The organism is Microbacterium tumbae (assembly GCF_054780175.1).
Genome location: NZ_BAAGWV010000003.1, coordinates 160,132 through 184,571 on the forward strand (window position 1 = coordinate 160,132; position 24,440 = coordinate 184,571).

Consider the following 24,440-nt stretch of genomic DNA (forward strand, 5'->3'; position numbering starts at 1 on the left):
GCAACCATCCGATGAGCATCATCGCCTTCGATCACGTCTCCAAGGCGTTCCCCGGAACGCGCAGAGGCCCCGTCGTCGCCGCGCTCGATGACATCTCGCTCGAGGTGCAGCCCGGATCCATCGTCGGGATCATCGGCTACTCGGGTGCAGGCAAGTCGACGCTCGTCCGGCTCATCAACGGACTGGAGACGCCGTCCAGCGGGTCGGTGAACGTGCTCGGGGTGGACGTCGGCAAGGCGTCCGCGACGGAGCTGCGCGGACTCCGCGGGAGGATCGGCATGATCTTCCAGCAGTTCAACCTCTTCACCTCCCGTACGGTGCGCGGCAACGTCGCCTACCCGCTCAAGGTGGCCGGCTGGAAGAAGGCGGACATCCGGGCGAGGGTGGCGGAGCTCCTCGACTTCGTGGGCATCGGCGACAAGGCGGATCGCTATCCGCGGGCGCTGTCCGGCGGTCAGAAGCAGCGGGTCGGAATCGCCCGGGCGATCGCCGCGAATCCGGAGCTGCTGCTCGCCGACGAGGCGACGAGCGCGCTGGACCCGCAGACCACCGGCGAGGTCCTCGCGCTCCTGAAGGAGATCAACCAGCGCCTCGGCATCACGATCGTCGTGATCACGCATCAGATCTCCGTCGTGCACGAGCTCTGCGATCAGGTCGTCGTCATGGACGGCGGTCGCGTGGTCGACGCCGGCGACACCTATCGCGTGTTCGCGCACCCGCGCGCGGCGCTCACCGAGCGCTTCGTCGCCGCCGTCACGCAGGGGGTGCCGGCCGGCGACACCCTCACCGCGCTCGCCGCAGGCGGAGGGACGCTCGTGAGCGTGGATGTGAACGAGTTCACCAGCGAGGACATCGACGAGGTGTTCGAGCGCCACGGCGTGCGACGCACCGTCGTGTTCGGCGGCGTGACGGACATCCGAGGACGCCAGCTCGGGACGCTCACCTACCGGCTGCACGCGACGGACGCCGTGAGCGACGCCGTCGTCGCCGAGCTGGCGGGGCGCACGCGCGCCGAGGTTCTGCTGCCGACGGTCGAGAGCGGGACGGAGGCCGCCTCGTGAACGTGATCCACACCGCGACGGACTGGACGACGCTCACGCCCGTGCTCCTGCAGTCCATCCAGGAGACGATCTACATGGTCGTCGTCACGCTGCTCGTCGGCGGGGTCGCCGGGCTCCTGATCGGGGCCGTCCTGTATGCGACCCGGCCGGGGAACCTCTACGGGAACCGGGTCGTGTTCACGATCCTGAACGTGCTGATCAACGTGATCAGGCCGATCCCGTTCATCATCTTCCTCACCGCCGTGGGACCGGTGACCAAGATCGTCGCCGGCACGACGCTCGGCACAGAGGCCGCGATCGTCCCGATGACGATCATGGCGGCGGTGGTCATCGGCCGCGTGGTGGAGCAGAACCTCGTCGCGGTCGACCCGGGCGTCGTGGAGGCGGCCCTCGCCATCGGCGCCCGGCGCTTCGCGATCCTGTTCGGCCTCGTCATCCCCGAGGCCCTCGCGCCGCTCATCCTGGGCTACACGTTCATGTTCATCGCCGTGGTCGACATGTCCGCGATGGCCGGATACATCGGCGGCGGAGGGCTCGGCAACTTCGCGATCATCTACGGCTATCAGCAGTTCAACCAGGAGGCCACCTGGGTGACTGTGGCGATCATCATCGTCATCGTGCAGGTCGGCCAGATCTTCGGGAACTGGCTGGCGCAGCGGGTGCTGCGGCGCTGAGCCCGGTTCGAATCGCGCATATGGTCGCATCCGAGTGGAAGATGCGACCATATGCGCGATTCGAACCGGGCCCGCCTAGGCTTGCCTCGTGCGCATCCGTCTCGACATCGCCTACGACGGCACCCACTTCCGCGGGTGGGCCAAGCAGCCCGGCCTGCGCACGGTGCAGGGCACGCTCGAAGCGGCGCTCGCCAGGATCGTGGGGTCCGAGGCGCAGCTCGTCGTCGCAGGGCGGACGGATGCCGGCGTCCACGCGGCGGGTCAGGTGGCGCACGTCGATCTCGACGATGCGCAGTGGGCCCGCATCGAGGCACGGCACGGCCGGGCCGCGCATGATCCTGCCGGATCCATCGCCGGACGCATGCGCGGTGTGCTCGGCGCCTATCCGGACGTCACCGTGACGGCATCCTCGCCCGCGCCGGAAGGGTTCGACGCGCGATTCGCGGCGGTGTGGCGTCGCTATCGGTACCGGCTCGCCGACGAGCGGACCGGCTACGACCCGATGCGCAGGAACGACACGACCACCGTCCGCGGGGTCCTGGACGTCGGGGCGATGGATGCCGCGGCGCGGACGCTGATCGGGCTTCACGACTTCGCGGCGTACTGCAAGGCGCGCGAGGAGGCGACGACCATCCGGACGCTGCTCGACTACCGCTGGAGCAGGGATGCCGAGGGCGTGCTGATCGCGGAGGTGAAGGCGGACGCCTTCTGCCACAGCATGGTCCGCGCGCTCGTCGGCGCCTGCGTCGCGGTGGGGGAGGGTCGGCTCGGGGTGGACGACCTCGTCATCCTCCGGGACGCGCTGGTGCGCACGAGTGAGTTCAAGGTGCTGGCAGCCCGCGGGCTGACGCTGACCGAGGTCGGCTATCCGGCCGATGGCCTGCTCGCCGCGCGGGCGGAGCAGACCAGGGCGCGACGCGACGCGGAGTGAGCGCTCGTCCTCCCGCCCGGCCGCAGCTCCCCAGATGCGACCGGGGCGGGAAGTGCACCGGGCCGCGTCCCCAGTCGCGGTCCGGATCGAGCGGTCCCGTGAGTCTCGGGGGGAGGCTTCGAGAGCTCCGGGGCCGTGCTGCGAATCTACGCGGTGGGCTTTCACAGTCCTGCGGAGACGTGTGACGGACCCTCCGGCCGGGTGGACGGCGCTCGCCTGAGCGGGTCAGCGACGGCTTCGGCGCCGCCGCTGACCCCTGCGCCGATCCCCCCGGATCGGCGCCTGCGACTCGAGAGCGGCCTGCGGGGAGGGAGCAGACCGGGAGTCGTATGCTGAACCTACGGCAGGGCTCTTCACAGGGGGACGGAGACTGTGATGGACGACACGGACGTCGCAGCGGAGGGATTCGCAGCGGAGTTCCGCGCCCAGGTGGCGGAGCGCGGCATGACGTTGAGCGCGCTGCAGCGCCGCCTCGCCGACGAGGGGAATCCCGTCTCCATGGCGACGCTCAGCTACTGGCGCTCCGGCGCGCATCAGCCGGAGGGCGCGCAGTCGCTCGCCGCCGTCGAGGCCATCGAGGACATGTTCGGGCTCGACCGCGGACATCTCGCCGACCGGATCCGCCCTGCGATGCGGGGAGGGCGGATGCCGGAGCCGAGGCCGGCATTCGCGACCGCGGACATCGAGGCGGAGATCCTGGAGACGGCCGCCGCGCTGGGGACCGTTCCGCAGGCGGCGCTTCGCGACCTCTCGGTCTCCATCGTCGCATCCATCGACCGGCACGGGGACCTCGACCGTCAGACGACTCGTGCGCTGCTGCAGGCGACGGAGGGCGTGCTCTCCGAGGTGCCGTTCTACGATCTCGCGATCCCCGGCTCGGATCAGACCAAGACCATCATCGAGACCGTCGGCGGCCGCGTCGACCGGAGCATGCGGCATCCGCGCGGCCGCATCGTATGCGACGTGCTCACTCTCGACGATCCCATCCCCGCGGGCTCGACGGGGCTGATCGAGTACACCGAGACGGTGCCCGCGGAGCATCCGGAGCGGCGCTCCGTCTGGCACGCGGTCGACCGTCCGAATCGGCAGATCATGATCTGGGTCCACTTCGCGGCGGGCGCGGAGCCGGACTGGTGCGAGGAGTACACCGAGGCGGGGGAGCAGGAGATCGTGCGGATGCTCCCGCCCGGCAGGCGGTCGGCGCACACGGCGCGCTTCGGCTTCGGACCCGGCGTGATCGGCATCCGCTGGGGTTACGACCGGGATGAGTGAGTTCGGGCGATGCGCGGCTCTTCGATACCTCTCGCCCAGGCGGACGGGCTAGCGTGAAAGACGATGAAGGTCATCTCCTACAACCTGCGCAAGCACCGCGCCGCCACTGAGCTGGAGGTGCTCGTCGACGAGCACGGCGCCGATGTGCTGTGCCTCCAGGAGTGCGACGTCGAGGCGCTTCCGGAACGCGTCGGCGATCTCGTGCTCGCTCAGGCGACCCAGGGCAACCGGCTGGGGCTGGCGGTGTACTACCGAGAGAACACCTTCCGGCTTCACTCGCTGCGCGCGATCGGGCTGAAGAAGTCGCTGCACGATCGCGTGCTCAAGCCCGCGCACGAACGGGTCCTCGGCGTTCGCCTGCACGACATCGACGATGCCCGCGACCTGATCATCGCCTCCTTCCACGCCGCGCCGCTGACCGCGCTCAACTCTCTGCGCCGGACGCAGATCCGCAGCGCCCTCACGGAACTGGAGAGCCTCGGTCCCGGCATCCCGGTCCTCATGGTGGGGGACTACAACTATCCGGTCTTCAAGGAGAACCTCGGGCAGACGGTCCGTGATCACGGCTACACGCTGACTCTGTCGGACGAGCGCACCTACACGCGCTACCGGGTGTTCAAGGGGCACTACGACTTCGCCACCTCCGAGGGATTCGAGATCGACAGCATCCGGACGCTGCCTCAGCGCGCGAGCGATCACCGGCCGATCCTCATCACCGCGCGGGTGACGGAGCCGGTGCGCTGAGGCCTGGTCGGGAGTGTCTCGTGTGGTCGGCTTCTGGCTGGTCGGCCGTGCGGAGGTGTCTCGTGTGGTCGGCTTCTGGCTGGTCGGCCGTGCGGAGGTGTCTCGTGTGGTCGCTTCATTGGTGGGGAAGCGGCAAGAGGGGATACCTCGTTGAGGTGAAGTGGCCATACGGGATACCTCAGTCGCGGGAGGCGGCTATGCCAGGCGCCCGGGACAAAGGGAGGGCACGGGATGCCGCCGGGTGAGGCGTCGACCGCGTGGTCAGGAACGCCAGCCCCGCGCGCGCAGAGCATCCGCCACGAGAGCGATGTCGTCGCGGGCGCGGCCTTGCACATTGGCGGACGTGAGCCGCACGACCTTCAGTCCGTTCGCCTCGTACGCGCGGTACTTGGCAATGTCGCGGTTCCACTGCGCGCGGGAGGTACGGTGGTGGTCTCCTTCGATCTCTGTCACGACACCGTATTCCCTGTTGACGAACTCCGAGATCCCGAGCAGACGCCCGTTCGCATCGCGAATCTCGACATCGAGCTCCGGCATCGGCAGCCCGGCATCCTGGAGGTTCAGCCGGTGTCTGGTCTCCAGCGGGGAGGAACTCCCGACGGCGATCCTCTCGACGGCGGACCGTAGAAGTCGCGTGCGCGGCGGCCGCGCCCCGGCGAAGGCCGCCGTTCTGAGATCGGCGATGGTCGTGAGCGCGCGCTCCGGATGCCTTCTGCCGAACTCGTCCCTCGGGACGTGCACCATCCAGTCGCCGAGGACGACGAGCGCGCGCTCGTCGAGATCTCGACACAGCATCGCCCAGGTCGACGCGGGGCTGGACAGGGGGAGTCCCTCGTACTCGATCGTGCTCACGAGAGTAGGCGCGATCTTCCGTCCGCTGACGCCTGCGCCGCGCGGGGCTCGTTTCGGGGCGATCGTGGACACCTCGAGTGGGCCCGGATGAGCGATCGGAGCTCCCAGGATCACGGCGGCGCTGCGCCCGCAGATGAAGCTGCCCTGCGGCCGGACTGTCGCATAGGCGCGAGCGTCCTCCAGCACCCGTCGCCGAAGGCGCCGAGTCTCGGGGTAGGGGCGGTGTCGGCAGCATCCTCCTTTTCGCGTGCTTTCCGCACGCTGGTCCGTCGCCGTGCACCTCGGAACGGCGCCTCGAGATCCTTCGCGCGGAGACGTCGACGGGTGGCTCCGGCGGATACAGCGTCGCCGGCGGCGAACTCATCCCCAAGATCTTCGGGGAGCCCGGCGGGCGTGATCGGCATACGGACAGCTTCGTATGCCGGAGAGGTAGGTGGATGGGGATATCCCGTCTCCTGTTGATGATTCAGCCAGCCCGTTTCCTGTGTAGGACGAGTCGCCTCGGAGGCTGTGCCGGAGGTAGGCGCCTCGTCTTGGCGCGTTGGCCTTCTTCAGGTGCCTCATGTGGCCGCGTGCCGGCCCCCGAGGCGGCGAGAAGAGACACCTCGCTCACGGGGTGGGTAGGCGAGGCGGCCACATGAGGCACCTCCTGAGGCAGGCGTGCACCAGAGGAGGCGGTTCGCGAAACGGGTTCGGATGCCGTAAGCTGTTCCTTTGGTGCCCTACTGCGGCATCGCGAACGTGAGCCCTCCACTGGCGTGTTCGATCTCCACCAGCTCTTCGAGCGGAGACGGAACCACCCCGGAGTGGGATTCACGAACCTCTCCGTTCGAACAAGAAAGCAGCACTATCGTGACGCGCACATACACTCCCAAGGCTGGCGAAGTCCAGCGCGACTGGGTCGTCATCGACGCCACCGACGTCGTTCTCGGCCGCCTCGCCTCGCACGCCGCAGCGCTCCTGCGCGGCAAGCACAAGCCGACCTTCGCCAACCACATCGACACCGGTGACTTCGTCATCATCGTGAACGCCGACAAGGTCGCGCTCACCGGTCAGAAGCTCCTGCAGAAGAAGGCCTACCGTCACTCCGGCTACCCCGGCGGGCTGAAGTCCGTCACCTATGCCGAGCTTCTCGAGAAGAACCCGGTCCGCGCCGTCGAGAAGGCGATCCGAGGGATGCTCCCGAAGAACAGCCTCGGACGGGCACAGCTGGGCAAGCTCAAGGTGTACACGGGCGCCGAGCACCCGCACGCCGCGCAGAAGCCCCAGACGTACACCCTCGACCAGGTCGCCCAGTAAGCGCCGCAACGAATAAGGACATACTCGTGGCTGACATCCAGGACACCACCGACCTTCAGAACTACTCGACGTCGACTCCGGAGACCGACGCGGTCGAGGCGGCGCCCCGCCCCGTGCTCAGCGTCCCCGGCGCCGCTGTCGGCCGTCGCAAGCAGGCCATCGCCCGCGTGCGCCTCGTCCCGGGCTCCGGGACGATCACGGTCAACGGCCGCACGATCGAGGACTACTTCCCGAACAAGCTGCACCAGCAGCTGATCAACGACCCGTTCACGGTGCTCAACCTCGCGGGCGCCTACGACGTGATCGCCCGCATCTCCGGCGGCGGCCCCTCGGGCCAGGCCGGTGCGCTCCGCCTCGGCATCGCCAGGGCGCTGAACGGCATCGACGTCGAGAACAACCGCCCGACCCTGAAGAAGGCCGGCTTCCTCTCCCGCGACGCCCGCGTCAAGGAGCGCAAGAAGGCTGGTCTCAAGAAGGCCCGCAAGGCGCCTCAGTACTCGAAGCGTTAAGCCGCACAGTCCTTCATGGCACTGTTCGGCACGGACGGCGTGCGAGGTCTTGCCAACGGCATCCTCACCGCCGACCTGGCGCTCTCCCTGGCCCAGGCGACTGCAGTCGTCCTGGGCCAGGGCCGTTCTGCGGAGGCGCGCAAGGCGCAGGGAAAGCGGCTCACCGCCGTCGTCGCCCGTGATCCTCGCGTCTCCGGGGAGTTTCTGGCCGCCGCCGTCGCGGCCGGTCTGGCCTCCTCCGGCGTCGACGTCCTCGACGCCGGAGTGATCCCGACTCCGGCGCTGGCGTTCCTCGTCGCCGATCATGACGCCGACTTCGGCGTGATGGTCTCCGCCTCGCACAACCCGGCTCCTGACAACGGGATCAAGATCTTCGCCCGCGGCGGAGTGAAGCTGCCGGACGTCGTCGAGGAGCGCATCGAGGCCGCGATGAACGGCGAGAAGCTGCTTCCGACCGGCGGTGACGTCGGACGCATCCGGCGCTTCTCCGACGCGGAGGACCGCTATGTCGTGCACCTCCTCGGCTCTCTTCCGCACCGCCTCGACGGCATCCACGTCGTGCTGGACTGCGCGCACGGCGCCGCGTCCGGCGTGTCTCCCGAGACGTTCCGGGATGCCGGGGCCGAGGTGACCGTGATCGGAGCGGATCCGGACGGCATCAACATCAACGACGGCGTCGGATCCACCCACCTCGGCCAGCTGTCCGAGGCTGTCATCCGGTTGGGCGCCGACGTCGGCATCGCGCACGACGGCGACGCCGATCGCTGCCTCGCCGTCGACGCCGACGGCAATGTCGTGGACGGCGACCAGATCATGGCGATCCTCGCCGTCTCCATGAAGGAGCGCGGCCGCCTCGCCGACGATACTCTCGTCGCGACCGTGATGAGCAATCTCGGACTGCATGTCGCCATGCGCGAGCACGGTATCACCGTGCGCCAGACGGCGGTCGGCGACCGCTACGTCCTCGAGGACATGAACGCCGGCGGCTTCACGCTGGGCGGTGAGCAGTCCGGTCACGTCATCATGAGCGAGTACGCGACGACCGGGGACGGCCTGCTGACGGGCCTGCACCTGGTGGCGGAGATGGCGCGCAAGGGCAGGACGCTCGCCGAGCTCGCGAGTGTCATGACCGTGTACCCGCAGGTGCTCGTCAACGTGCGCGGTGTCGACAAGGACAGCGTGGACGAGGACGAGGGCGTGCAGGATGCCGTCCGAGCGGTGGAGTCGGCACTGGGAGAGACCGGTCGCGTGCTGCTGCGCAAGTCGGGCACGGAGCCTCTCGTGCGCGTCATGGTCGAGGCTGCGGATGCCGAGAGCGCGAACGCGTACGCGGGGCGGCTTGCCGACATCGTACGGGAGCGGCTCTCGGTGTAGCCGCTCTGGGACCGGTCTGTCCCGTCGCAAGTCTCCGGAAGGCGGCCCCGTGTGGCCGCCCGGGGAGGTGGCTTGTGTGGCGGCGCCCGGGGAGGTGGCTCGTATGGTCGTGTAAACACCGGGGAGGCGGCAGGGCGGGGTACCTGGTTCGGCGGGGCCCGGGGTCGCGGAGCGGGGCGCCGGTGGTCGCGAGGCCGAGAGCGAGAACAGGCACGACAAATGAGAGGTGCCCCGACCGAGGACGGTCGGGGCACCTCTCATGAAAGCGGGTTCAGGCTGCGACGTCCTGCTTGCGGTTGCGACGGACAGCCGCGGCGACCGCGATGCCGCCGCCCACGAGGACGAGCGCGCCGCCGCCGATCCACAGCGCCAGGAGCGCCTCGCTGTCGGCGCCGGTCACGGCGAGACCGTCGTCTTCACCGCTGTCTCCGGGAGCTGCGGCCGACACAGAGACGGTGGCGGAGACGCCCACCGGGTTCGAAGCCGAGGTCGCGAGGATCGTGTAGGTGCCCGAGGCGTCAGCCGGCAGGGTGATCTGCACCGGGTCGAGGCCGCCTTCGGCGTTCGCCTCTGCGGTGCCGAGGTTGTTGGTCTCCACCGCGAACTTGATGAAGCCGAGCGAGGCGCCGCTGGCGTTCTCGCCGGTGAGCGAGATGGTCACCGTCTCGCCCGGCAGGAATGCCGATTCGGTGACGGCGAAAGTGAAGGAGCCGCCCGGGGCGACAGTGGAGTCGCTGACGATGCCGCTGACGGGCGGAGTGTAGGCGGATGCCGCGGCCGGGACCGTGAACATCGCCCCAGCGACGATCGCCGCAACGGCTGCCGCTTTGGTGAGTGTGTGCTTCATGAGTCCCCTCCGGACTGTTGAACGGACGGTTCCGGCAGGGTATGTGAGGAACCGGAGATATTCCGGCATGCCAGTTGCGTCCGAGTATGTTCCCTGTCGATTATTCAGGAGAACCACAGGAAGGTGCAAGCTGAGAATCGCTGGAGACGTTAATAGTCGGTGTCGTCCGTGTAACGATCCGCTCCGTCGAGGGAGTCCGGACTCTCAGATCGAGGCTCGCCTCCTCGCCGGGAGACAGCCGCGTGGTCCAGGTGAGCACCTGCCTGCCCGCGTCGGTTCCGCCGCCGAAGCCCGGAAAATCAGCGTTCTCAGAGGCCGACGTCGTCACGACGGCGGCGTCGGCGGGGAGGTAGACGTACGTCACCGTCTCCACCTCGCCGGGCGGGATCCCATGCTTTCCCCCGCCGGTCACATACTGCGGAAGCGAGGCTGCGTCAAGGGGGGCGGCATTACGCAGTGTGACCGTGAGGGCCGCCTCGTCGGAGGCGCACCAGGCCGCGTCCGCGGCGAGCTCCATGTAGTAGTCCATCTTCGAACTCGTGCCGTCGTTCACGAAGACGCCGAAGTCGGTGACCGAGGGGTCGGCGGAGCCGAGGACGCCCTGCAGCGTCGTGCCGTCGAGGATCGCCTGCTCCTCGGGCACGGCGTTCCACAGCAGGAGGCGGTTCTCCGTGCCGGCACGGCTCAGTGCCTCGACGAGGGCGGCCGGGTCGGCGTCGCCGGACGACAGCGCGGTGAAGACCGTCGCGGCCGCGGCCGCGAAGAACGCATCCTGGTCCGCCGGCCTCTCATAGCGCAGATACACCTCGTTGAGCAGCAGCGGCACCGCGTTCTCGGCGGTCAGCTCATCTCCGGTGGGGAGAGTCAGCGGCCCTGTCGTCTCGAGCAGATATGAGAGCGCGACGGGGTCGAGGGCGATGACGCCGTCGATGACGGTGCCCGTCTCGCGCTCCCACATCTGCTGGATGATCGGCGCGTCGCGGGTGAAGTCGGGGATCTGCGTCACGTTCTGCACGAAGGTCGCCGGCTGCGTGCCGAAGAGTCGGATCTCGTCGTCTGTGAGCGGGACAACCGGCGCGTCGTAGTGCGGGAAATCGGAGGAGGAGGCCTGGGTCGACAGGGTGATCCGCCCGCCATCGGTGTGCAGCAGCACCATGGCGCCGACGATGCCGCCCAGCGAACGCCACTCGGCGTTGTTCTGGAAGACGATGAGATAGTCGCGGGGACCGTCCGAGCCGAGCATGGCGGGCAGGAGAGCAGTCGTGCGGCGGAGGGCATCGGCGGCTGCGAAGGTCTCGTCGAGGAGTGCGGCGACCTCGTCGACGGCATCCCGCACCGGTCCGAGAAGCGGGGCGGTGTCGATGCGCGAGATGGCCGCGTCGACGGCGCCGAGTCCGGCGGCTCCCGCGTCGGCGGCCTCGCGCAGGCCGGCGAACGGGGCCAGGTCGATAGTGCCGTCCTGGGGGCGGATGCTGTCGATCGAGAAGGACGCGGCGACGGACGCCAGAGGGGTGAGCGCCGTCGACGCGACGTCGTCGAGCGATGCCGCGACGGTCGACACGGCGGAGAGCTGCGGCCCGATCCACGGCAGGCCCTCTGCGAGCTTCCACACGACATCGCTGGTGAGGTCGTGCGCCGCGGAGGTGTCGGCGGCGATGTCGTCGATGAGCGACGCGGCGGATGCCGGATCGGAGAGGGTCTCGGCGGCGTTCGCGGCACTCGCTCTGGCGCTGTCGAGGTGCTGGTAGGCGAGGAATCCGCGGACGCCGATCCACACCGCACCCAGCACGGCGAGCAGAAGGATCCCGCCCAGGATCCATGCGGCCACTTTTCCTGAGCGGCGTCGTCGGGCGCTGGAGGTCACGGTGGTCACCCTGCAACGATAGCCGGGGTCGCGGACGCGTCCGTTTCGAAGAAGGACCTTCGCGATCCGAGGATCAGGGACGGCCCATGCCGAAGTAGGTCCAGCCGGCTGCACGCCAGGCGGCGGCGTCCAGGCAGTTGCGGCCGTCGACGACGATCCGGCCCGCGACGAGCTCGCCCGCGTGCTCAGGGGTGAGGTTGCGGCGGTATTCGTCCCATTCGGTGACGACGACGACGGCATCGGCTCCGTGAAGGGCCTCATCGCGGTCTTCGACGTAGGTCAGCTGAGGATGCTGCCGGCGGGCGTTCTCGATCGCCTCGGGGTCGGTGACGACGACCTCCGCGCCCAGCCCGCGAAGATGAACGGCGACGTCGAGCGCCGGAGAGTCCCGGATGTCGTCGCTGTGAGGCTTGAAGGCGGCGCCCAGCACGGTGACGTGCTTGCCGACGACGGAGCCTCCGAGGGCGTCGGCGACGAGGGCGACGGCTCGTTCGCGACGCCGCAGATTGATGGCGTCGACCTCGCGGAGGAAGCCGACCGACTCGCCGCGTCCGAGCTCTTCGGCGCGGGCGGCGAAGGCCCGGATGTCCTTGGGCAGGCATCCTCCGCCGAAGCCGATGCCGGCGCCGAGGAACTTCCTCCCGATGCGGGCGTCGTGACCGATGGCGTCGGCGAGCTGGGTGACGTCGGCGCCGGTGACCTCGGCGATCTCGGCCATCGCGTTGATGAAGGAGATCTTGGTCGCGAGGAACGCGTTGGCCGCCACTTTGACGAGCTCGGCGGTCGCGAGGTCGGTGACGATGAACGGCGTCCCCTTCGCGATGGCGGGGTGGTACACCTCGCGCAGAACCTCGACGGCGTGCTCGTCCGCCGAGAGGCCGGCGTCCCCTCCGTTCGTTGCGCGAGCGGAGTCCCCCTCGTTCGTTGAGAGACCGGCACCCCCCTCGTTCGTTGAGCGAGCGGAGCGAGTCGAAACGCCCCCACCAGGCACACCGACGACCAACCGATCGGGATCGATGGTGTCCTGCACCGCCCATCCCTCACGCAAGAACTCCGGGTTCCACACGAGGGTGGCGCCGGTGGGTGCGATGCGCTCAGCCAGCGCGGCGGCCGTGCCGACCGGCACCGTCGACTTGCCGGCGACGATGTCGCCAGGGCTCAGGTGGGGGAGCAGTGCATCGATCGCTGCGTTCACATAGGTCAGATCAGCCGCGTAGCCGTCCTTCTGCTGCGGTGTTCCCACCCCGATGAAGTGAACCTTCGCTCCCTTCGCCTCGGACACGTCGGTGGTGAAGCGCAGGTTGCCCGCTTCGACGCCCTGGGTCAGGATCTCCGGCAGTCCGGGTTCGAAGAACGGCGCCTGCCCGGTGGAGAGGGAGGCGATCTTGCGCTCGTCGACATCGATGCCGACGACCTCGTGGCCGATGGAGGCCATAGCTGCTGCGTGGACGGCACCGAGGTATCCGCAACCGATGACGGAGAGTTTCATGGGGCTCCTTCTGGGGATGCTTCATGCATAGCAGAAGCCGATGAATGGCATCTCTCGCGGTGCTTCGGTCGCTTCGGTCGCAGAGCTGTTCTCGGAGACTGTCGGACGCCCGCTATCGGATAGATGCGCTCGTCGCGTCGATGCATGCCGCCTCGAACACCGGCGTGACAGCCTCGACGGAGAAGTGACCCAGCGCTCGTGTTCGAGCCGCGGCCCCCTTCGGCGCGCGTGCTTGAGGAGCCGCCAGCGCCCGGATCGCGGAGGCGAACGCCGAGGGGGTGTACTCATCTGCGACGATTCCGGTACCGTCGAGTGCCCATACGAGGGGAGCCAGGTCCGACACCACGACCGCTCGACCAGCGAGCATCGCGTCAATGATCTTGGCAGGAAGTTGAGCATCCGCGAATGCGCGGCCCGGAATGCTCGGCAACGCGACGATGTCCCCGTTACGCACCAGCTCGAAGCCTGCCTCGAGGGACGTTCTGCCGACCCAGCGTTCCCAAGGACGAGCATCGGCGGGAGGAGTGTCGGTGACAATCAAGCGGACGCCAAGGTCCTGGCACATCGAAACGGCTTCCCGCAGCGTCGATATGCCCTTGTGCACGTGATTGGTTCCTACGAAGACCACTTCCGGGTTGCTCCGGGCATGCGCGACTCCTGCGCCGCTGTCCTCGCGTGCATGCGGAACGATGTCCCCGCCCCATCGCTGTTGAAGTACCGGGTTGCTGACGATCTTGTGTTGTTCATGCTTCGCAGCTCTGTACAGACGGGCAACCGGCCAGAAACTCTTGGGGCGTAGGATCGCCAGTCCGAGGAGCCGGAGTGGATCGCGCAATGGAACGCGGGCTTCGATCGATGGATCATCGATGTCGAGGAGCAGCGGGGTGCCGGTCGCTCTCTGCAACCGCAGAGCCCGATCGTATGCACCGGGCAATGGCTTCACAGCGACGATCAGATCCGCGCCGCCAGCCAGTGAAAGCAGTTCCCCAGCGTCATTCTCCGAGTCCGTCAGAACCCTGCACACGCTCGCGAACTCCGAGTCGGCAACCGGACCCCAGACAGTTTCGCCGCTGGGTGCGACGACATCGGTCGTCCACCCGAGCTTCCTGGCCAGCAGCCATAAAACGTACGTCCTCCCGGTCGCGTTACTCGCCAGGTCAATAGTGAGGAAGAGAATGCGCACGCTGTCCTATCGACCGGAATCGTTGGGGTGGCTTGTGATTCACAGTGTCACACGCGCTGGCCGCCCTGGACAAGTCGACGCCGGTCTTCTGCGTTGGCAGCATCTGCCGCAACGTCTGAGACGATTGTCGAGTGACCTCTTCAGAACCGACCGGCGCGCCGTCCCTGCGGATTCGTGCGGCGCGTGGAGGAGCCGTCACTCTGGTGGCGCAGATCGCCCGCACCGCGATCCTGCTTCTCTCCACTTTTCTCCTGGCACGGTTGATCTCGCCGACGGACTTCGGTCTGTTCGCGATGGTGGTGGCTCTCACGGGTATCGCTGAGATCTTTCGAGATTTCGGACTCTCGATGGCCGCGTTGCAGGCGCGCACGCTCTCGCAGGGGCAGAAGAGCAACCTCTTCTGGATAAACGGCTCCGTGGGTTTCGTGCTGGCCGCGGTCGTGTTCGGGTGTTCATGGTGGATAGCAGGGTTCTACGGCCGTCCGGAGCTCGTTCCCGTGGTCCAGGCGATAGCGCCCGTCTACGTACTGAACGGACTGTCCACACAGTTCCGTGTTGCCATCAACAGAGCGATGCGATTCACCGCGCTCGCTCTGTGCGATGTGGTGCCCGTTTTCATGGGTTTCCTGCTTGCCACGGTATTGGCGTTTCTCGGCGGGGGTGTCGGCGCGCTTGTTGCGCAGCAGGTGCTCACCGCACTCCTAACGCTGCTGATGAGCGTCATGCTCGCTCGTTGGTGGCCGAGCCTGCCCAAGCAGCGAACAGGGATGCGACCGCTATTGTCGTTCGGATTCAGCTTCTTCGTGACCCAGCTTCTCACTTACGCGACTCGAAACGTCGATTCCGTCGCCATCGGCCGGGTGTGGGGTGCTGCGCCACTGGGGCTTTATGATCGCGCCTTCCAGCTTGCGGTGGCGCCTCTCAACCAGATCAATGCGCCGATGTCGAAGGTCGCTCTTCCGGCGCTCGTCAAGGTCGTCGATGATCGTAAGAGGTTCGCAACGGCAATCCGCGAAGCTCAACTCGTCGCGTGTTACGTCACGGCGAGCGCGTTACTCTTGATCGCAGGTGCGAGTGTGCCTCTCGTCGACCTGCTGCTGGGTCATCAGTGGGTCGCGGCCGGACCGATACTCGCGTTCCTCGCCATCGGCAGCATCTTCCGCGCGGCCCAGCAGGTCTCCTACTGGATGTTTATCTCGCATGGCATGGCAGGCTCCCATCTGCGGATGCACCTTGTCGCACAGCCGACGATTATCGCCTGTACGCTCGGCGGACTCCCCTGGGGGGCGGTGGGCGTCGCTATCGGGAACGCTGTGGGATGCGTGCTCTTCTGGATGCTCTCACTCCTTTGGGCGGGGCGGGTAACGAAGAACGATGTCCGTGTCCTGATTGTCGACGCGGCCCGTGCGATCGGCTTGTTCGGAGCACCGGCCGGTGTCATCGCTCTTGCCTGCTCGCTTTTCCTGTCTCTGGACTCGGGTTGGAAGCTACTCATCGCAGTCGGGCTTGCGCTGGGATGGTATTTCTTGGCGATCGTCATGTTTCGGACTGTGCGAAACGACATGCGATCACTGCTTAGATTTGGCAAGCTGGCGTTCGCCCGGTAGGCGAGAGCGCGTCGTTTCGATGTCCCGACTCCGAGGCTTGAGTCGCTTCGGATCGGCAGGGAGGACGGGTCATCGTGCAGAATCGGATAAGAGAAGGGGACAGAGTCCTGCTACTCTCAAAACGCGAACGAGCCGGCCTAGTCTTTCGACACAAAGCGTGAGCAGAGAACTGATGAGATCGGTGCTACCTCTAGTGGATCTGACCGGAGCCCTTCATGACGGATGAAGCCGCTGTATCGCCTCGACCGCGGTGGTCGCTCATCACCGTTGCGTATAACAGTGCTCGGATTCTCGCGAAACACTGGACCACGGATCTTCCCGAGTATGTCGAATGGATCGTCGTTGACAACGCTTCGACGGACGGCTCGTCTGACACGGCCTCAGATCTGGGAGCCACTCAAGTGATCTCGTTGACTCAGAATCTCGGGTTCGGTGCGGCAAACAATATCGGATTCGCGTCCGCGAGGGGGGAATTCGTCGCTTTCGTAAATCCCGATGTGGTCGTCGACTTTGAATCGTTGAGCGCGATCGAGGCTGCCCTTCTCCGAGAGGATGGAATCGTTGCTCCTCAGCTCGTCTATCCGACGGGCGAACATCAACCATCGGGGCGAGGGATGCCGAGCCTGAGCAATAAGATCCTGGCTCGACTAGGGGTTAGGCGAGTTCGGGATCAGTACTACATTTTCGTCGAGCCGGGTCGGGAGACGCTCGTTCCGTGGGTCATCGGCGCAGCGGTTGCGGCTCGACGTGAAATCTTCGCACGGATTAGGTCGGAGGGGCCTTGGGATCCCGCGTTCTTCGTGTACTACGAAGATTCGGATCTGGGGCTTCGCGCATGGCTCAATGGCTATACGACCCGTGTGCTGGGTGATGTCCGTTGGGTTCACAGTTGGGCTCGGGATACAGCACGTTTCCGACTCAAGCCGTGGATACTCGAGATCCGGTCCGCACGGACCTTCTACTTACGGTACCCTCAGTTGATTTTCACGTCGAGCGGCGGTGCGCGATTCAAGGGCATCCGAGAGCAGTTTGGTTGGGACGGAGCTGGAGCGGCATCGGGGGAGATTCTCTTCGTTAAAGAGGGTGAAAAGGGGGAGGAGCGACGATGAAGGCGCTCACATTCCCCGCGCCGACGAGCCGCGTTCGTCGGGCGCGCCCGGTAATTAGGAAAAACCCATTTCCGAGCGTGCTTTTCATTCTGATGCTGGTTTCGATAACCAGCAGGGGTCTGTATCAGTTATTCGTCGGGAAGACGGTGGCGTACGGTATACAGGTAGCAGCGGTAGGTATTTTCGTTATCGTATTAACGATTCGCAACTTTCCGAAGCCAGGAAGGCATCTCGGGGTGCTACTCGCTCTCGGTTGGTTGTTGTTCGTTGTCGCGTTGATTTCTCTTTTTCTGTCGAGCGAGATCTCCGGAGTGGATTACGCTCTCAGCTATGCGGCGGTCATGCTTTTCTTTGCTGGCTTGCTTGTCTTCTTCGCCGGTTATGATTTCAGTTTTTCACGGTCCGGGGCGATCGGGCCTAGTTTTGTCGCGATCGCGTTTGTGATGATGGCTGTTGCTCTCCTTCAACAGTTCGTGGGACTTTCGGTGTTTTCTGGAACGGATCTGGGTACATTCCGAACCGAAGTCCGTCCATCAGCGATGACTGGAAGCTTCCTGCATTATCCAATCGCATTGGCGATCGTCTCTTTTGTTGTCCTCGGCATCTATGAAGCAAAGCGGCACTGGATCTATCTGACCACGGGAATCGCGGGTATGGCTTGTGTAGTGGTGAGCTATTCGCGATCGGGAATGGTTATAGTCATTGCCGGGCTGGCATTCGCTCTCGTTCTGTCTAGAAATCTGCGTTTCTGGGTTAGAGCGATTGTGCTGCTGCCGATCTTAGGCGTCATCCTGCTCCTTATCTTCCCCCTCGGCTCTTACATTGAACGGTTCTTTACCATCTTCCGAGCTGATGGAGCAGGAAACGCTGGTCGGCTTGAAGCGTGGGGGACGATATTGCGGATTTGGGCGGAGTCGCCATTGTGGGTGGGCAGTCATGCCGGTCAGTTCACTAATATTACGTCTAATTTGAGTGAAACTGCAGCGATAGCTTCCCCCGAATCGGGAATACTTCAATTGCTCGTGAGCTTCGGAGTCCTTGGTGTCATTTCGTACTACGGGATAATGCTGACCACCGTGCTGGCAACCCCGAAGACCTCTCCCTGGTTTCGAGCTGGACTTCTCGCGTGCATCGTTCAGAGCTTCGTCTATCAGTCAGTGGAGGTTCTTCCATTTATGGTCCTTTTTGCACTCGTGCCGTTAGTAGCCAAAGCGGTTCCCGTACCGGTCGGCCAACATAAAGATGGTCCGAAGAGGAGGGGGCGTCAGCTAGTGAGGCATCAAATATGACGCGGCCTAGGGGCAGCAGTTCACCGGAAGGCTCGCGGCTCATCTATTCCTACTTGACGGGGCAGTACGACAACCTTGGTGACGCTCTTCTCCGTCGAGCGATGTTTTCCGCTGTGGGCAGACTCGGAATGTGGCATATTTACATTGGTAAGGCACCGCGTGACTATGTCGATATGCTCGAGCTTCCTGAAGATGTGGTTCTTTATCGCTCTCCTTCTAGATGGTTCTTCCGAGCGTTTTCTGGTCTATCTCGCAATGACGGCGGTGCCTTCGTCTCGAACCCTGGCGAGATCTCTTCGACGAGAACCGAATTTATTCTGGGTGCGATGAGCGCAGTGCTCTTGGGAGTCGGGAGGCTCTTCGGCAATCCAGGTTTTCGAGTCGGCATAGGTGCGCGGGATCGTAAGCGTCCGTGGAGCCTTGGTCACGAGATCGCAACGAGACTCGCGGCGCTGAATGTGTGGCGTGATGCTGCCTCTCAAAGAGCCTATGGTCGGGGCGCTTTAGCACCTGATTGGGCCTTCTTTTTGGATCAGTTCACCAACCGAGAGAACCGGGATGCGGTCGCTCTTAGTTATCGCAGCGATAAGGCATTGCCGACTGATAATGACTTGAATATCTTGGTCGAATGGTGCAATGCGCGTGAGCTTGAGCTGATCGTCGTTACACAGGTCTCACGCGATTTTTCTTCTAACGCGAAAATGGCGCGCCGCCTCGGTGTGAGACACATTGCCGTGCCAGACGGATCTTTGGCGGAGGTCGAGGCGTCGGTTCGCGCCGTCTATGCCCGTTCGGTGTTAGTTCTTAGCAATCGGATACATGTGCTGATAATTGCAGCGATCGATGGCGCGTGTCCTGGTGCGATATTGGGCCACGATGATGTCAAGATCGAGAGAACGTTGGCAGCAGGTCACCTTTCGGAACGTGTGCTCGGCCCAGGGAGTACGCCGCTGCAGATGCGGAGATTTCTGGATCGTCTTGCTGGTTCGGCGCAGGAGGTCGCCTTTGCTGTTGAGCAAGCGAGGGCCGACTTGAGAGAAGTCGCTCAGGACGTTCTCGGACGAGCACAGAGGAGACGTGGATAGTGACAGAAATGCCCGTGCCGACGATCTCGATAGTTGTCCCGGTCTTCAACGCTCGGGACTACGTGGAGTTCGCACTGCGGCGGTTGCTTTCACAGGGCGCTGCCCCTTTGGAGGTAATCGTTGTTGATGACTGTTCATCGGACGGTACTGCCGAGAGCGTGCGGAGGGTGGCTGCGTCGGACAATCGTGTCAGGGTGATCGAACTAGCCGAGAACGGCGGAGTTGCTCACGCTCGAAACACTGCTCTTTCCTTTGCCCGCGGAAAATTCGTCTGGTTCGTCGACATTGACGATGAGTGGTCAGATCTCTTCTTGACTGTGATGCTGGAAGCGATCCTCGTTGCTGATGCAGATCTTGCCGTCTGCAGCGCTGTGCATCGATATGGACCCCTGCTCAAAGAAGAGGAATTTGTGATCCGATACAGGCGCAACGAGACGCTTGTGGGAAATGACGCCTTGAAGTGCATACTGTTGGGAACAGGCGCACTCTGGAATAAACTGTTTCGTCGTGAGTGCCTAGGAGAAAGTCCATTTCCCACTCTCCGTTCGAAATCTGACCACGGCGGACTGTTGAGGATCATGCTGTCGCTGAAGCGAGTCGCAACGGTGCCGGACTCGCTTTACACTTATGTACAGCGCGACGGTTCGATAAGCAACGGAGGCGTCCCGCAGCCGCAGAACTTCCTCGCGCTCCTGAGCATCGCGGACGAGAGTCTGTCAGGTAGGGACGGTATTGCTTCGCTTGTTTCGCGATTCCGCTGCATGATAGTCGCTCGGGCTCTGCGAGAGTGCTGGCGGTTCGCGGGGGAGGCGAATGAGCTCATCCTCAAGTTGCGTGGAATGGTCGGTTGGCGCGACATTATCCATGCGGCGGCTGACGGAAGAAGCTTCATTACTTGCGCTGCTGCGAAGATCTCCCCCACGCTCGCGCGCACAGCCTTTCGTCGGTTGGGGCGCGGCCGATGGACTGCTCACGGCGGTGCGCAGATGAGCAGGTTGTAGCTTGATATGCGATCATCTGCGGACCAGCAGGCTGAGTGTTCACTTGGGCGCGCCGATGAAGCGAACTCTCCGTCACCCTACCCGTCTTAAGGACTTTGGATCACGCTCTCAATACGCACTGCTGCCCGGAGCGATGACCGCTTTGAAAGTCTTGAACAGGATCGCTAGATCACCGAGAAGGGACCAGTTCTCGACATAGTAGAGATCCAAGCGAACAGCCTGCTCCCAGTCGATCTCGCTCCGGCCGCTTACTTGCCAGAGCCCCGTGATTCCCGGTCGGGCAAGCAGTCTCCGTCGCGCGACGTCTGAATACAACGCTACTTCCGCCGCTATCTGCGGCCTTGGGCCGACCAGGCTCATCGAGCCACCAAGCACGTTGAAGAACTGCGGCAGCTCGTCGAGCGAATACTTCCGGATGAATCTGCCGACGGGCGTGATCCTCGGGTCATCTTTCACCTTGAACAGCGGTTTCTCACTCGTTCCCTGAGCCTGAAGAAGTGCCTGAAGCTCCTTGTCCGCACCGACGCGCATCGAACGGAACTTGAGCATATGGAACGGCTGTCCGTTCAGCCCGATTCGTTCTTGCCGGTAGAGGAGCGGACCAGAGCTTGTAGCCTTCACAGCGGTCGCCACGATTGCAAGGACGGGGGACGACAGGATGATCAACACGAAGGAGCCGATGATGTCCGTCAGTCGCTTCGTGAAGCGCTGACCCGAGCTGAACCGCGGCGTCTCGACGTGAATAAGGGGAAGACCGGAGACGGGACGCGTGTGGATCCGAGGCCCTGCGATGTCCGTGATGTTCGGCGCGAGCACGAGATGCTGCCGACCGGCTTCCAGCGACCAGGAGAGCTCCTTGACCCCGCCGGGCGGCAGATCGCCGCTGCTCGTGACGACAACGGTGTCCGCGCCGGTAGCGTCGAGGGCATCGTGGATTGCCCTCACGGAGCCTACGACCGGAATGTCTGTCCCAGGGATCGTGCCAGTGCTCGGTCCTGTGGCGGTGCACGCCCCGACGACTCTGTAACCGGCATCCGTGGAGCGCCGGAGTTCGCCGGCGATGTTGGCGATCGACTTCTCGGAGCCGATCAGGAGCACGCGCGCCGAATAGGCGCCCGTTCGACGGTTCGACACCAACCACTGGCGCCACAGCCACCGAACGAAGACCAGCATGACCACTCCGACGGGAAGGCTGATCAGCAGGTAGCCGCGTGCCACTTCGACCTTCGTCAGGAAGGCGACGATCGCGATGGCTCCGAACACGGAGAAGCTGGCCCGGGTCACGCGGACGTACTCGGATGTCCCGGTTCCGATCACGCGATGGCTTCGTGAATCGACGAGCCCCAGAGCCCACATCCACACGAGGATGAGCACTGTGGAGAATGTCCAGTAGGAGACGGCAGGCAGACCCTCGATCGAACCTGTGGCCAGGCGGATCCCGCGAAAGCCGAGCCAGGCGATCTGCGTGCCGTAGACGACCCAGATGAGCACGAGCAGATCGGTCAGCAGGAGGTTGCGCGCATAGCGCCGACGCCAGTCGAACGTCGGCGCGCCGGATGGATTGCTCGATGCATGCCGCGGTTCGGGCACGCCGACCGTCTCCCGTCCTTCTCGCGTCTCCGTCGTCGCGTCGATATGAGTGCTCGACGTCACGTGTTCATCCTTCAAAGATCTGACGATCTCCCCTTGCGCGTACGCTATCAGAATCGGGGGTCACCGATATTCCGGTTGACGCTCTGTGACCGCTGGGGTAAGGGCCGTCGCTGTCAGCCATCGATGCGCGTCCAGCTCTCGTCCGACCACACCAGTACGTCCTCGCCCTCGGCGGCGATCGCGGTCGGGGCGGAGACATCCGCCTCGGCGACGCATCCGGCGTCCTGCGCCGTCGAGGCATCCGCGCCGATGTAACGCGTCAGCGCGATCCCGGCGCACGCCTCGTCGACATGCGCTGCGATTACATCGACGTCATCCACGGCGAGAGCCACGACTCCCGATGCGGGAAGAGCCTGCCAGGAGGCATCCGCGTCGAGCAGGTACGCCGTCCCATCGCAGACGACGGTCACCAGATCTCCTGAGGAACGCAGGTTCCTGGCCTCGGCGCAGGGCGCCGCGATCTCGCCGACGGCGAGCACCACTCTCCCGGCATTCGTCGGATCGAGGTATTCCGAGCTCGTCAGCACCTCGGGATAAGACTCCCAGAACTGCCCCTGCGTGAACGTCCGCAGCGACTGCACCTCGCAGCCGTCGCCCATCGACGCCACGATCTGCGCCTGGTCGCCCGCGAACGCATCCACACGCGAGAGCTGGCCGATCTCGAGATAGTCAGGGGTGACGTCGTCCCACGTCTCGCCGCCGTCGGTCGAACGCTCCAGCAGAGGCGCGACGGTGCCGCAGGCTCCCGCCGTGCCCCGCCAGAGCGCTCCCGAGCCCACAGCGATGAAGCGCTCCTGCGGGCGCTCGATGGGAGCGACGGATACCGCGGTCTCGGATGGCGCTGGCGAGGGGCTCTGCGGCGTGGATTGCGCGAACGTGGGCACCGGGGCGACGTCGCCATCCTCCGGCGGAGTGTTCACGCGATCCAGGGCGAGCAGCGCCAGCACTATGGCGACGATCGCGAGGACGACGACAGCGCCGCCGAGAAGCCATTTCCCGGCAGCGGGACCGACCGAGGTTCTGCGCGCCACGGCTCAGCGGGGCTTGAGCAGATCGTCGAAGGTGGCGTCGCCCTGATTCTTCGTGCGACGGAGCCCGGCCTCAGGGCCGTCGCCCGCTTCGTCCGACCCGCGCCGGGAGGACTTCGGGGGCTTCGCGGCCTTTGTCACCTGATATGCGCCATAGCCGCCGTAGCCATACCCATAGCCGTAGGCATATGCGTCCGCGCCCTTGGTCGGCACCATCGTGAGCACGACGCCGGCGACCTTCGCCCCGACGGTCTCCAGCGCCTCCAGCGCCCCGTCCAGCTGATGCGTGGTGGTGCGGCCGACGGCGACGACCATGATCGCCCCCGATGTCGCGCGGGAGAGGATCGCGGCATCCGTGACGGGCAGCAGCGGAGGTGCGTCGCACAGGACGACATCGAACTCCTTGGCCAGCGCGTCCAGGAGCTTCTGCATCCGCTCCGATCCCAGGAGCTCGCTCGGGTTCGGCGGGATCTTCCCGGCCGGCAGCACGAACAGCGAGCGGCCTCCCCAGGGCAGCAGGACATCGGCGACGCGTGCACGGCCGATCAGGACGTCCGTAAGGCCCGCGCCGCCCTCGACGCCGAGGTACTCGGCGACCTTGGGCTTGCGCAGATCGGCATCGAGCAGGGCGACGCGCTTGCCGCTGTCGGCGAGGGCGATGGCGAGGTTGATCGTCGTCGTCGACTTGCCCTCGGTCGGGATGCTGGAGGTGATGACGAACGTGTGCCCGCCGTCCATCTCGAGGAACTGCAGGTTGGTGCGCAGCGCCCGGAACGCCTCGGAACGCGGGTTCAGCGGGTCTTCCTGCAGGATGAGAGGCCGTTCCTTCGCCTTCGGGTCGTGCGGGATCGCCCCGATCAGCGGACGGTCCGTGAGCGCATCGACATCGCGCGGCGATCGGACCTTGTTGTCGAGCACGGCACGGAGCACCGCGATGCCGATGCCGAGAGCGAGACCGACGAGCACGCCCAGAGCGAGGTTCAGCGGCACATTCGGGCTCACCGGCGAGTAGCTCGCCAGGGCGTCGCGCACCCTGGTCAGCTTGATCGGGCTGGCATCCTGTCCCTCCGGTGTGTCGATGCGCTCGACGGCGGCGGCGAGGCTCGCTCCCAGCGCGTTCGCGATATCGGCTGCCGCGACCGGATCCGCGTCCTGCACCGTGATCTGGATGAGGGTGCTGTTGAGCGGGCTCGACGACGTCACCTTCGCGGCCAGTTCATCTGCGGACAGATCGAGGCCGAGCTCGGTGATGACCGGGTTCATCACGACGGGCTCGCGGACGAGACTGACGTACGTGGTGATCCGCGACTGCGCGAAGGTGGATCCCTGCTGGAGCTCCGCGACCGTGCCCCCTGCCTGCGACTGCACGAACACGACGGCCTGGGCCTCGTACATCGGCGTGCGCGTCAGCGAGTATCCCGCTGCGACGGCGAGACCGATCAGCGTCGTCGCAACGATCACCAGCCAGTTCTTGCGAAGGATGCGGATGTAGTCGCTGAGCTCCATGGCGCCTCTCGTCGGTTCGCGGTACGCGGGTTCATTGTCGCACAGCCGTAGGCTCGGGCCCGG

The 24,440-nt window shown here is 65.3% G+C and carries 21 protein-coding genes; 13 read left to right on the forward strand and 8 right to left on the reverse strand.

Annotated features, from left to right (window positions below):
• Positions 1-11: 11 nt before the first annotated feature.
• From ACYVGQ_RS12660 to ACYVGQ_RS12680, 5 genes are all read left to right on the forward strand, one after another.
• On the forward strand, positions 12-1,061 hold the full coding sequence (locus ACYVGQ_RS12660) for a methionine ABC transporter ATP-binding protein (protein ID WP_460785000.1): 1,050 nt from the start codon (positions 12-14) through the stop codon (positions 1,059-1,061).
• A 74-nt stretch (positions 1,062-1,135) separates the two neighbouring features.
• A complete protein-coding gene (locus ACYVGQ_RS12665) occupies positions 1,136-1,735 on the forward strand; it encodes a methionine ABC transporter permease (protein ID WP_460785456.1) in 600 nt (199 codons plus the stop codon).
• Between the two features lie 88 nt (positions 1,736-1,823).
• Positions 1,824-2,666, forward strand: a complete 843-nt coding sequence (truA, locus tag ACYVGQ_RS12670) for a tRNA pseudouridine(38-40) synthase TruA (protein ID WP_460785001.1) — start codon at positions 1,824-1,826, stop codon at positions 2,664-2,666.
• A 375-nt stretch (positions 2,667-3,041) separates the two neighbouring features.
• Positions 3,042-3,938, forward strand: a complete 897-nt coding sequence (locus tag ACYVGQ_RS12675; RefSeq protein WP_460785002.1) for a hypothetical protein — start codon at positions 3,042-3,044, stop codon at positions 3,936-3,938.
• Between the two features lie 63 nt (positions 3,939-4,001).
• Positions 4,002-4,682 (forward strand): endonuclease/exonuclease/phosphatase family protein, encoded by a 681-nt coding sequence (locus ACYVGQ_RS12680; RefSeq protein ID WP_460785003.1) that lies wholly within the window; start codon positions 4,002-4,004, stop codon positions 4,680-4,682.
• Positions 4,683-4,943: 261 nt separating this feature from the next.
• Here the strand turns inward: ACYVGQ_RS12680 and ACYVGQ_RS12685 are convergent, their stop codons facing one another.
• A complete protein-coding gene (locus ACYVGQ_RS12685) occupies positions 4,944-5,534 on the reverse strand; it encodes a hypothetical protein (protein WP_460785004.1) in 591 nt (196 codons plus the stop codon).
• Between the two features lie 852 nt (positions 5,535-6,386).
• Here ACYVGQ_RS12685 and rplM point away from each other — a divergent pair.
• From rplM to glmM, 3 genes are read left to right on the forward strand one after another with little or no spacing between them, the layout of a single operon-like run.
• Positions 6,387-6,833 (forward strand): 50S ribosomal protein L13, encoded by a 447-nt coding sequence (gene rplM / locus ACYVGQ_RS12690; RefSeq protein ID WP_460785005.1) that lies wholly within the window; start codon positions 6,387-6,389, stop codon positions 6,831-6,833.
• A gap of 26 nt (positions 6,834-6,859) precedes the next feature.
• Positions 6,860-7,342 (forward strand): 30S ribosomal protein S9, encoded by a 483-nt coding sequence (gene rpsI, locus ACYVGQ_RS12695; RefSeq protein WP_460785006.1) that lies wholly within the window; start codon positions 6,860-6,862, stop codon positions 7,340-7,342.
• A gap of 15 nt (positions 7,343-7,357) precedes the next feature.
• Positions 7,358-8,716, forward strand: a complete 1,359-nt coding sequence (gene glmM / locus ACYVGQ_RS12700) for a phosphoglucosamine mutase (protein ID WP_460785007.1) — start codon at positions 7,358-7,360, stop codon at positions 8,714-8,716.
• Between the two features lie 271 nt (positions 8,717-8,987).
• On the opposite strand, the gene ACYVGQ_RS12705 is transcribed toward glmM, so the two are convergent.
• The 4 genes from ACYVGQ_RS12705 to ACYVGQ_RS12720 all read right to left on the reverse strand — a co-directional run bounded on the left by ACYVGQ_RS12705 (position 8,988) and on the right by ACYVGQ_RS12720 (position 14,099).
• On the reverse strand, positions 8,988-9,563 hold the full coding sequence (locus tag ACYVGQ_RS12705) for a hypothetical protein (RefSeq protein WP_460785008.1): 576 nt from the start codon (positions 9,561-9,563) through the stop codon (positions 8,988-8,990).
• 100 nt (positions 9,564-9,663) lie between these two features.
• Complete coding sequence (locus tag ACYVGQ_RS12710) at positions 9,664-11,436, reverse strand: DUF4012 domain-containing protein (RefSeq protein WP_460785009.1); 1,773 nt, start codon at positions 11,434-11,436, stop codon at positions 9,664-9,666.
• A 64-nt stretch (positions 11,437-11,500) separates the two neighbouring features.
• Entirely contained in the window at positions 11,501-12,916 is a 1,416-nt protein-coding gene (locus ACYVGQ_RS12715; protein ID WP_460785010.1) for a UDP-glucose dehydrogenase family protein, read from the reverse strand.
• 112 nt (positions 12,917-13,028) lie between these two features.
• Positions 13,029-14,099 carry a glycosyltransferase gene (locus ACYVGQ_RS12720; RefSeq protein WP_460785011.1) on the reverse strand — a complete coding sequence of 357 codons (1,071 nt, stop codon included), beginning with the start codon at positions 14,097-14,099 and terminating at the stop codon, positions 13,029-13,031.
• Between the two features lie 131 nt (positions 14,100-14,230).
• Here ACYVGQ_RS12720 and ACYVGQ_RS12725 point away from each other — a divergent pair, with 131 nt between their 5' ends.
• The 5 genes from ACYVGQ_RS12725 to ACYVGQ_RS12745 all read left to right on the forward strand — a co-directional run bounded on the left by ACYVGQ_RS12725 (position 14,231) and on the right by ACYVGQ_RS12745 (position 20,190).
• Positions 14,231-15,706: a lipopolysaccharide biosynthesis protein gene (locus ACYVGQ_RS12725; protein WP_460785012.1), complete on the forward strand. Its 1,476-nt coding sequence runs from the start codon at positions 14,231-14,233 to the stop codon at positions 15,704-15,706.
• A 215-nt stretch (positions 15,707-15,921) separates the two neighbouring features.
• Complete coding sequence (locus ACYVGQ_RS12730) at positions 15,922-16,815, forward strand: glycosyltransferase (protein WP_460785013.1); 894 nt, start codon at positions 15,922-15,924, stop codon at positions 16,813-16,815.
• A complete protein-coding gene (locus ACYVGQ_RS12735) occupies positions 16,812-18,104 on the forward strand; it encodes an O-antigen ligase family protein (protein WP_460785014.1) in 1,293 nt (430 codons plus the stop codon). Before ACYVGQ_RS12730 ends, ACYVGQ_RS12735 begins: the two co-directional genes overlap by 4 nt.
• A gap of 128 nt (positions 18,105-18,232) precedes the next feature.
• Positions 18,233-19,189, forward strand: coding sequence for a hypothetical protein (locus tag ACYVGQ_RS12740; protein WP_460785015.1), 957 nt, complete (start codon positions 18,233-18,235; stop codon positions 19,187-19,189).
• Positions 19,190-19,197: 8 nt separating this feature from the next.
• Entirely contained in the window at positions 19,198-20,190 is a 993-nt protein-coding gene (locus tag ACYVGQ_RS12745; RefSeq protein ID WP_460785016.1) for a glycosyltransferase family 2 protein, read from the forward strand.
• 108 nt (positions 20,191-20,298) lie between these two features.
• On the opposite strand, the gene ACYVGQ_RS12750 is transcribed toward ACYVGQ_RS12745, so the two are convergent.
• From ACYVGQ_RS12750 to ACYVGQ_RS12760, 3 genes are all read right to left on the reverse strand, one after another.
• Positions 20,299-21,843: a sugar transferase gene (locus ACYVGQ_RS12750; RefSeq protein WP_460785017.1), complete on the reverse strand. Its 1,545-nt coding sequence runs from the start codon at positions 21,841-21,843 to the stop codon at positions 20,299-20,301.
• Positions 21,844-21,956: 113 nt separating this feature from the next.
• Complete coding sequence (locus ACYVGQ_RS12755) at positions 21,957-22,874, reverse strand: hypothetical protein (protein WP_460785018.1); 918 nt, start codon at positions 22,872-22,874, stop codon at positions 21,957-21,959.
• Positions 22,875-22,877: 3 nt separating this feature from the next.
• A complete protein-coding gene (locus tag ACYVGQ_RS12760) occupies positions 22,878-24,377 on the reverse strand; it encodes a tyrosine-protein kinase domain-containing protein (RefSeq protein WP_460785019.1) in 1,500 nt (499 codons plus the stop codon).
• Positions 24,378-24,440 lie beyond the last annotated feature (63 nt).

What these genes read in the sequence shown, in the direction of transcription:
- ACYVGQ_RS12730 (WP_460785013.1), top strand. Translation starts at nt 15,922, where the DNA reads ATGACGGATGAAGCCGCTGTATCGCCTCGACCGCGGTGGTCGCTCATC.
- ACYVGQ_RS12745 (WP_460785016.1), top strand. Translation starts at nt 19,198, where the DNA reads ATGCCCGTGCCGACGATCTCGATAGTTGTCCCGGTCTTCAACGCTCGG.
- glmM (WP_460785007.1), top strand. Translation starts at nt 7,358, where the DNA reads ATGGCACTGTTCGGCACGGACGGCGTGCGAGGTCTTGCCAACGGCATC.
- ACYVGQ_RS12735 (WP_460785014.1), top strand. Translation starts at nt 16,812, where the DNA reads ATGAAGGCGCTCACATTCCCCGCGCCGACGAGCCGCGTTCGTCGGGCG.
- ACYVGQ_RS12705 (WP_460785008.1), bottom strand. Translation starts at nt 9,563, where the DNA reads ATGAAGCACACACTCACCAAAGCGGCAGCCGTTGCGGCGATCGTCGCT.
- ACYVGQ_RS12740 (WP_460785015.1), top strand. Translation starts at nt 18,233, where the DNA reads ATGTGGCATATTTACATTGGTAAGGCACCGCGTGACTATGTCGATATG.
- ACYVGQ_RS12680 (WP_460785003.1), top strand. Translation starts at nt 4,002, where the DNA reads ATGAAGGTCATCTCCTACAACCTGCGCAAGCACCGCGCCGCCACTGAG.
- ACYVGQ_RS12665 (WP_460785456.1), top strand. Translation starts at nt 1,136, where the DNA reads ATGGTCGTCGTCACGCTGCTCGTCGGCGGGGTCGCCGGGCTCCTGATC.
- ACYVGQ_RS12660 (WP_460785000.1), top strand. Translation starts at nt 12, where the DNA reads ATGAGCATCATCGCCTTCGATCACGTCTCCAAGGCGTTCCCCGGAACG.
- ACYVGQ_RS12760 (WP_460785019.1), bottom strand. Translation starts at nt 24,377, where the DNA reads ATGGAGCTCAGCGACTACATCCGCATCCTTCGCAAGAACTGGCTGGTG.
- ACYVGQ_RS12675 (WP_460785002.1), top strand. Translation starts at nt 3,042, where the DNA reads ATGGACGACACGGACGTCGCAGCGGAGGGATTCGCAGCGGAGTTCCGC.
- ACYVGQ_RS12715 (WP_460785010.1), bottom strand. Translation starts at nt 12,916, where the DNA reads ATGAAACTCTCCGTCATCGGTTGCGGATACCTCGGTGCCGTCCACGCA.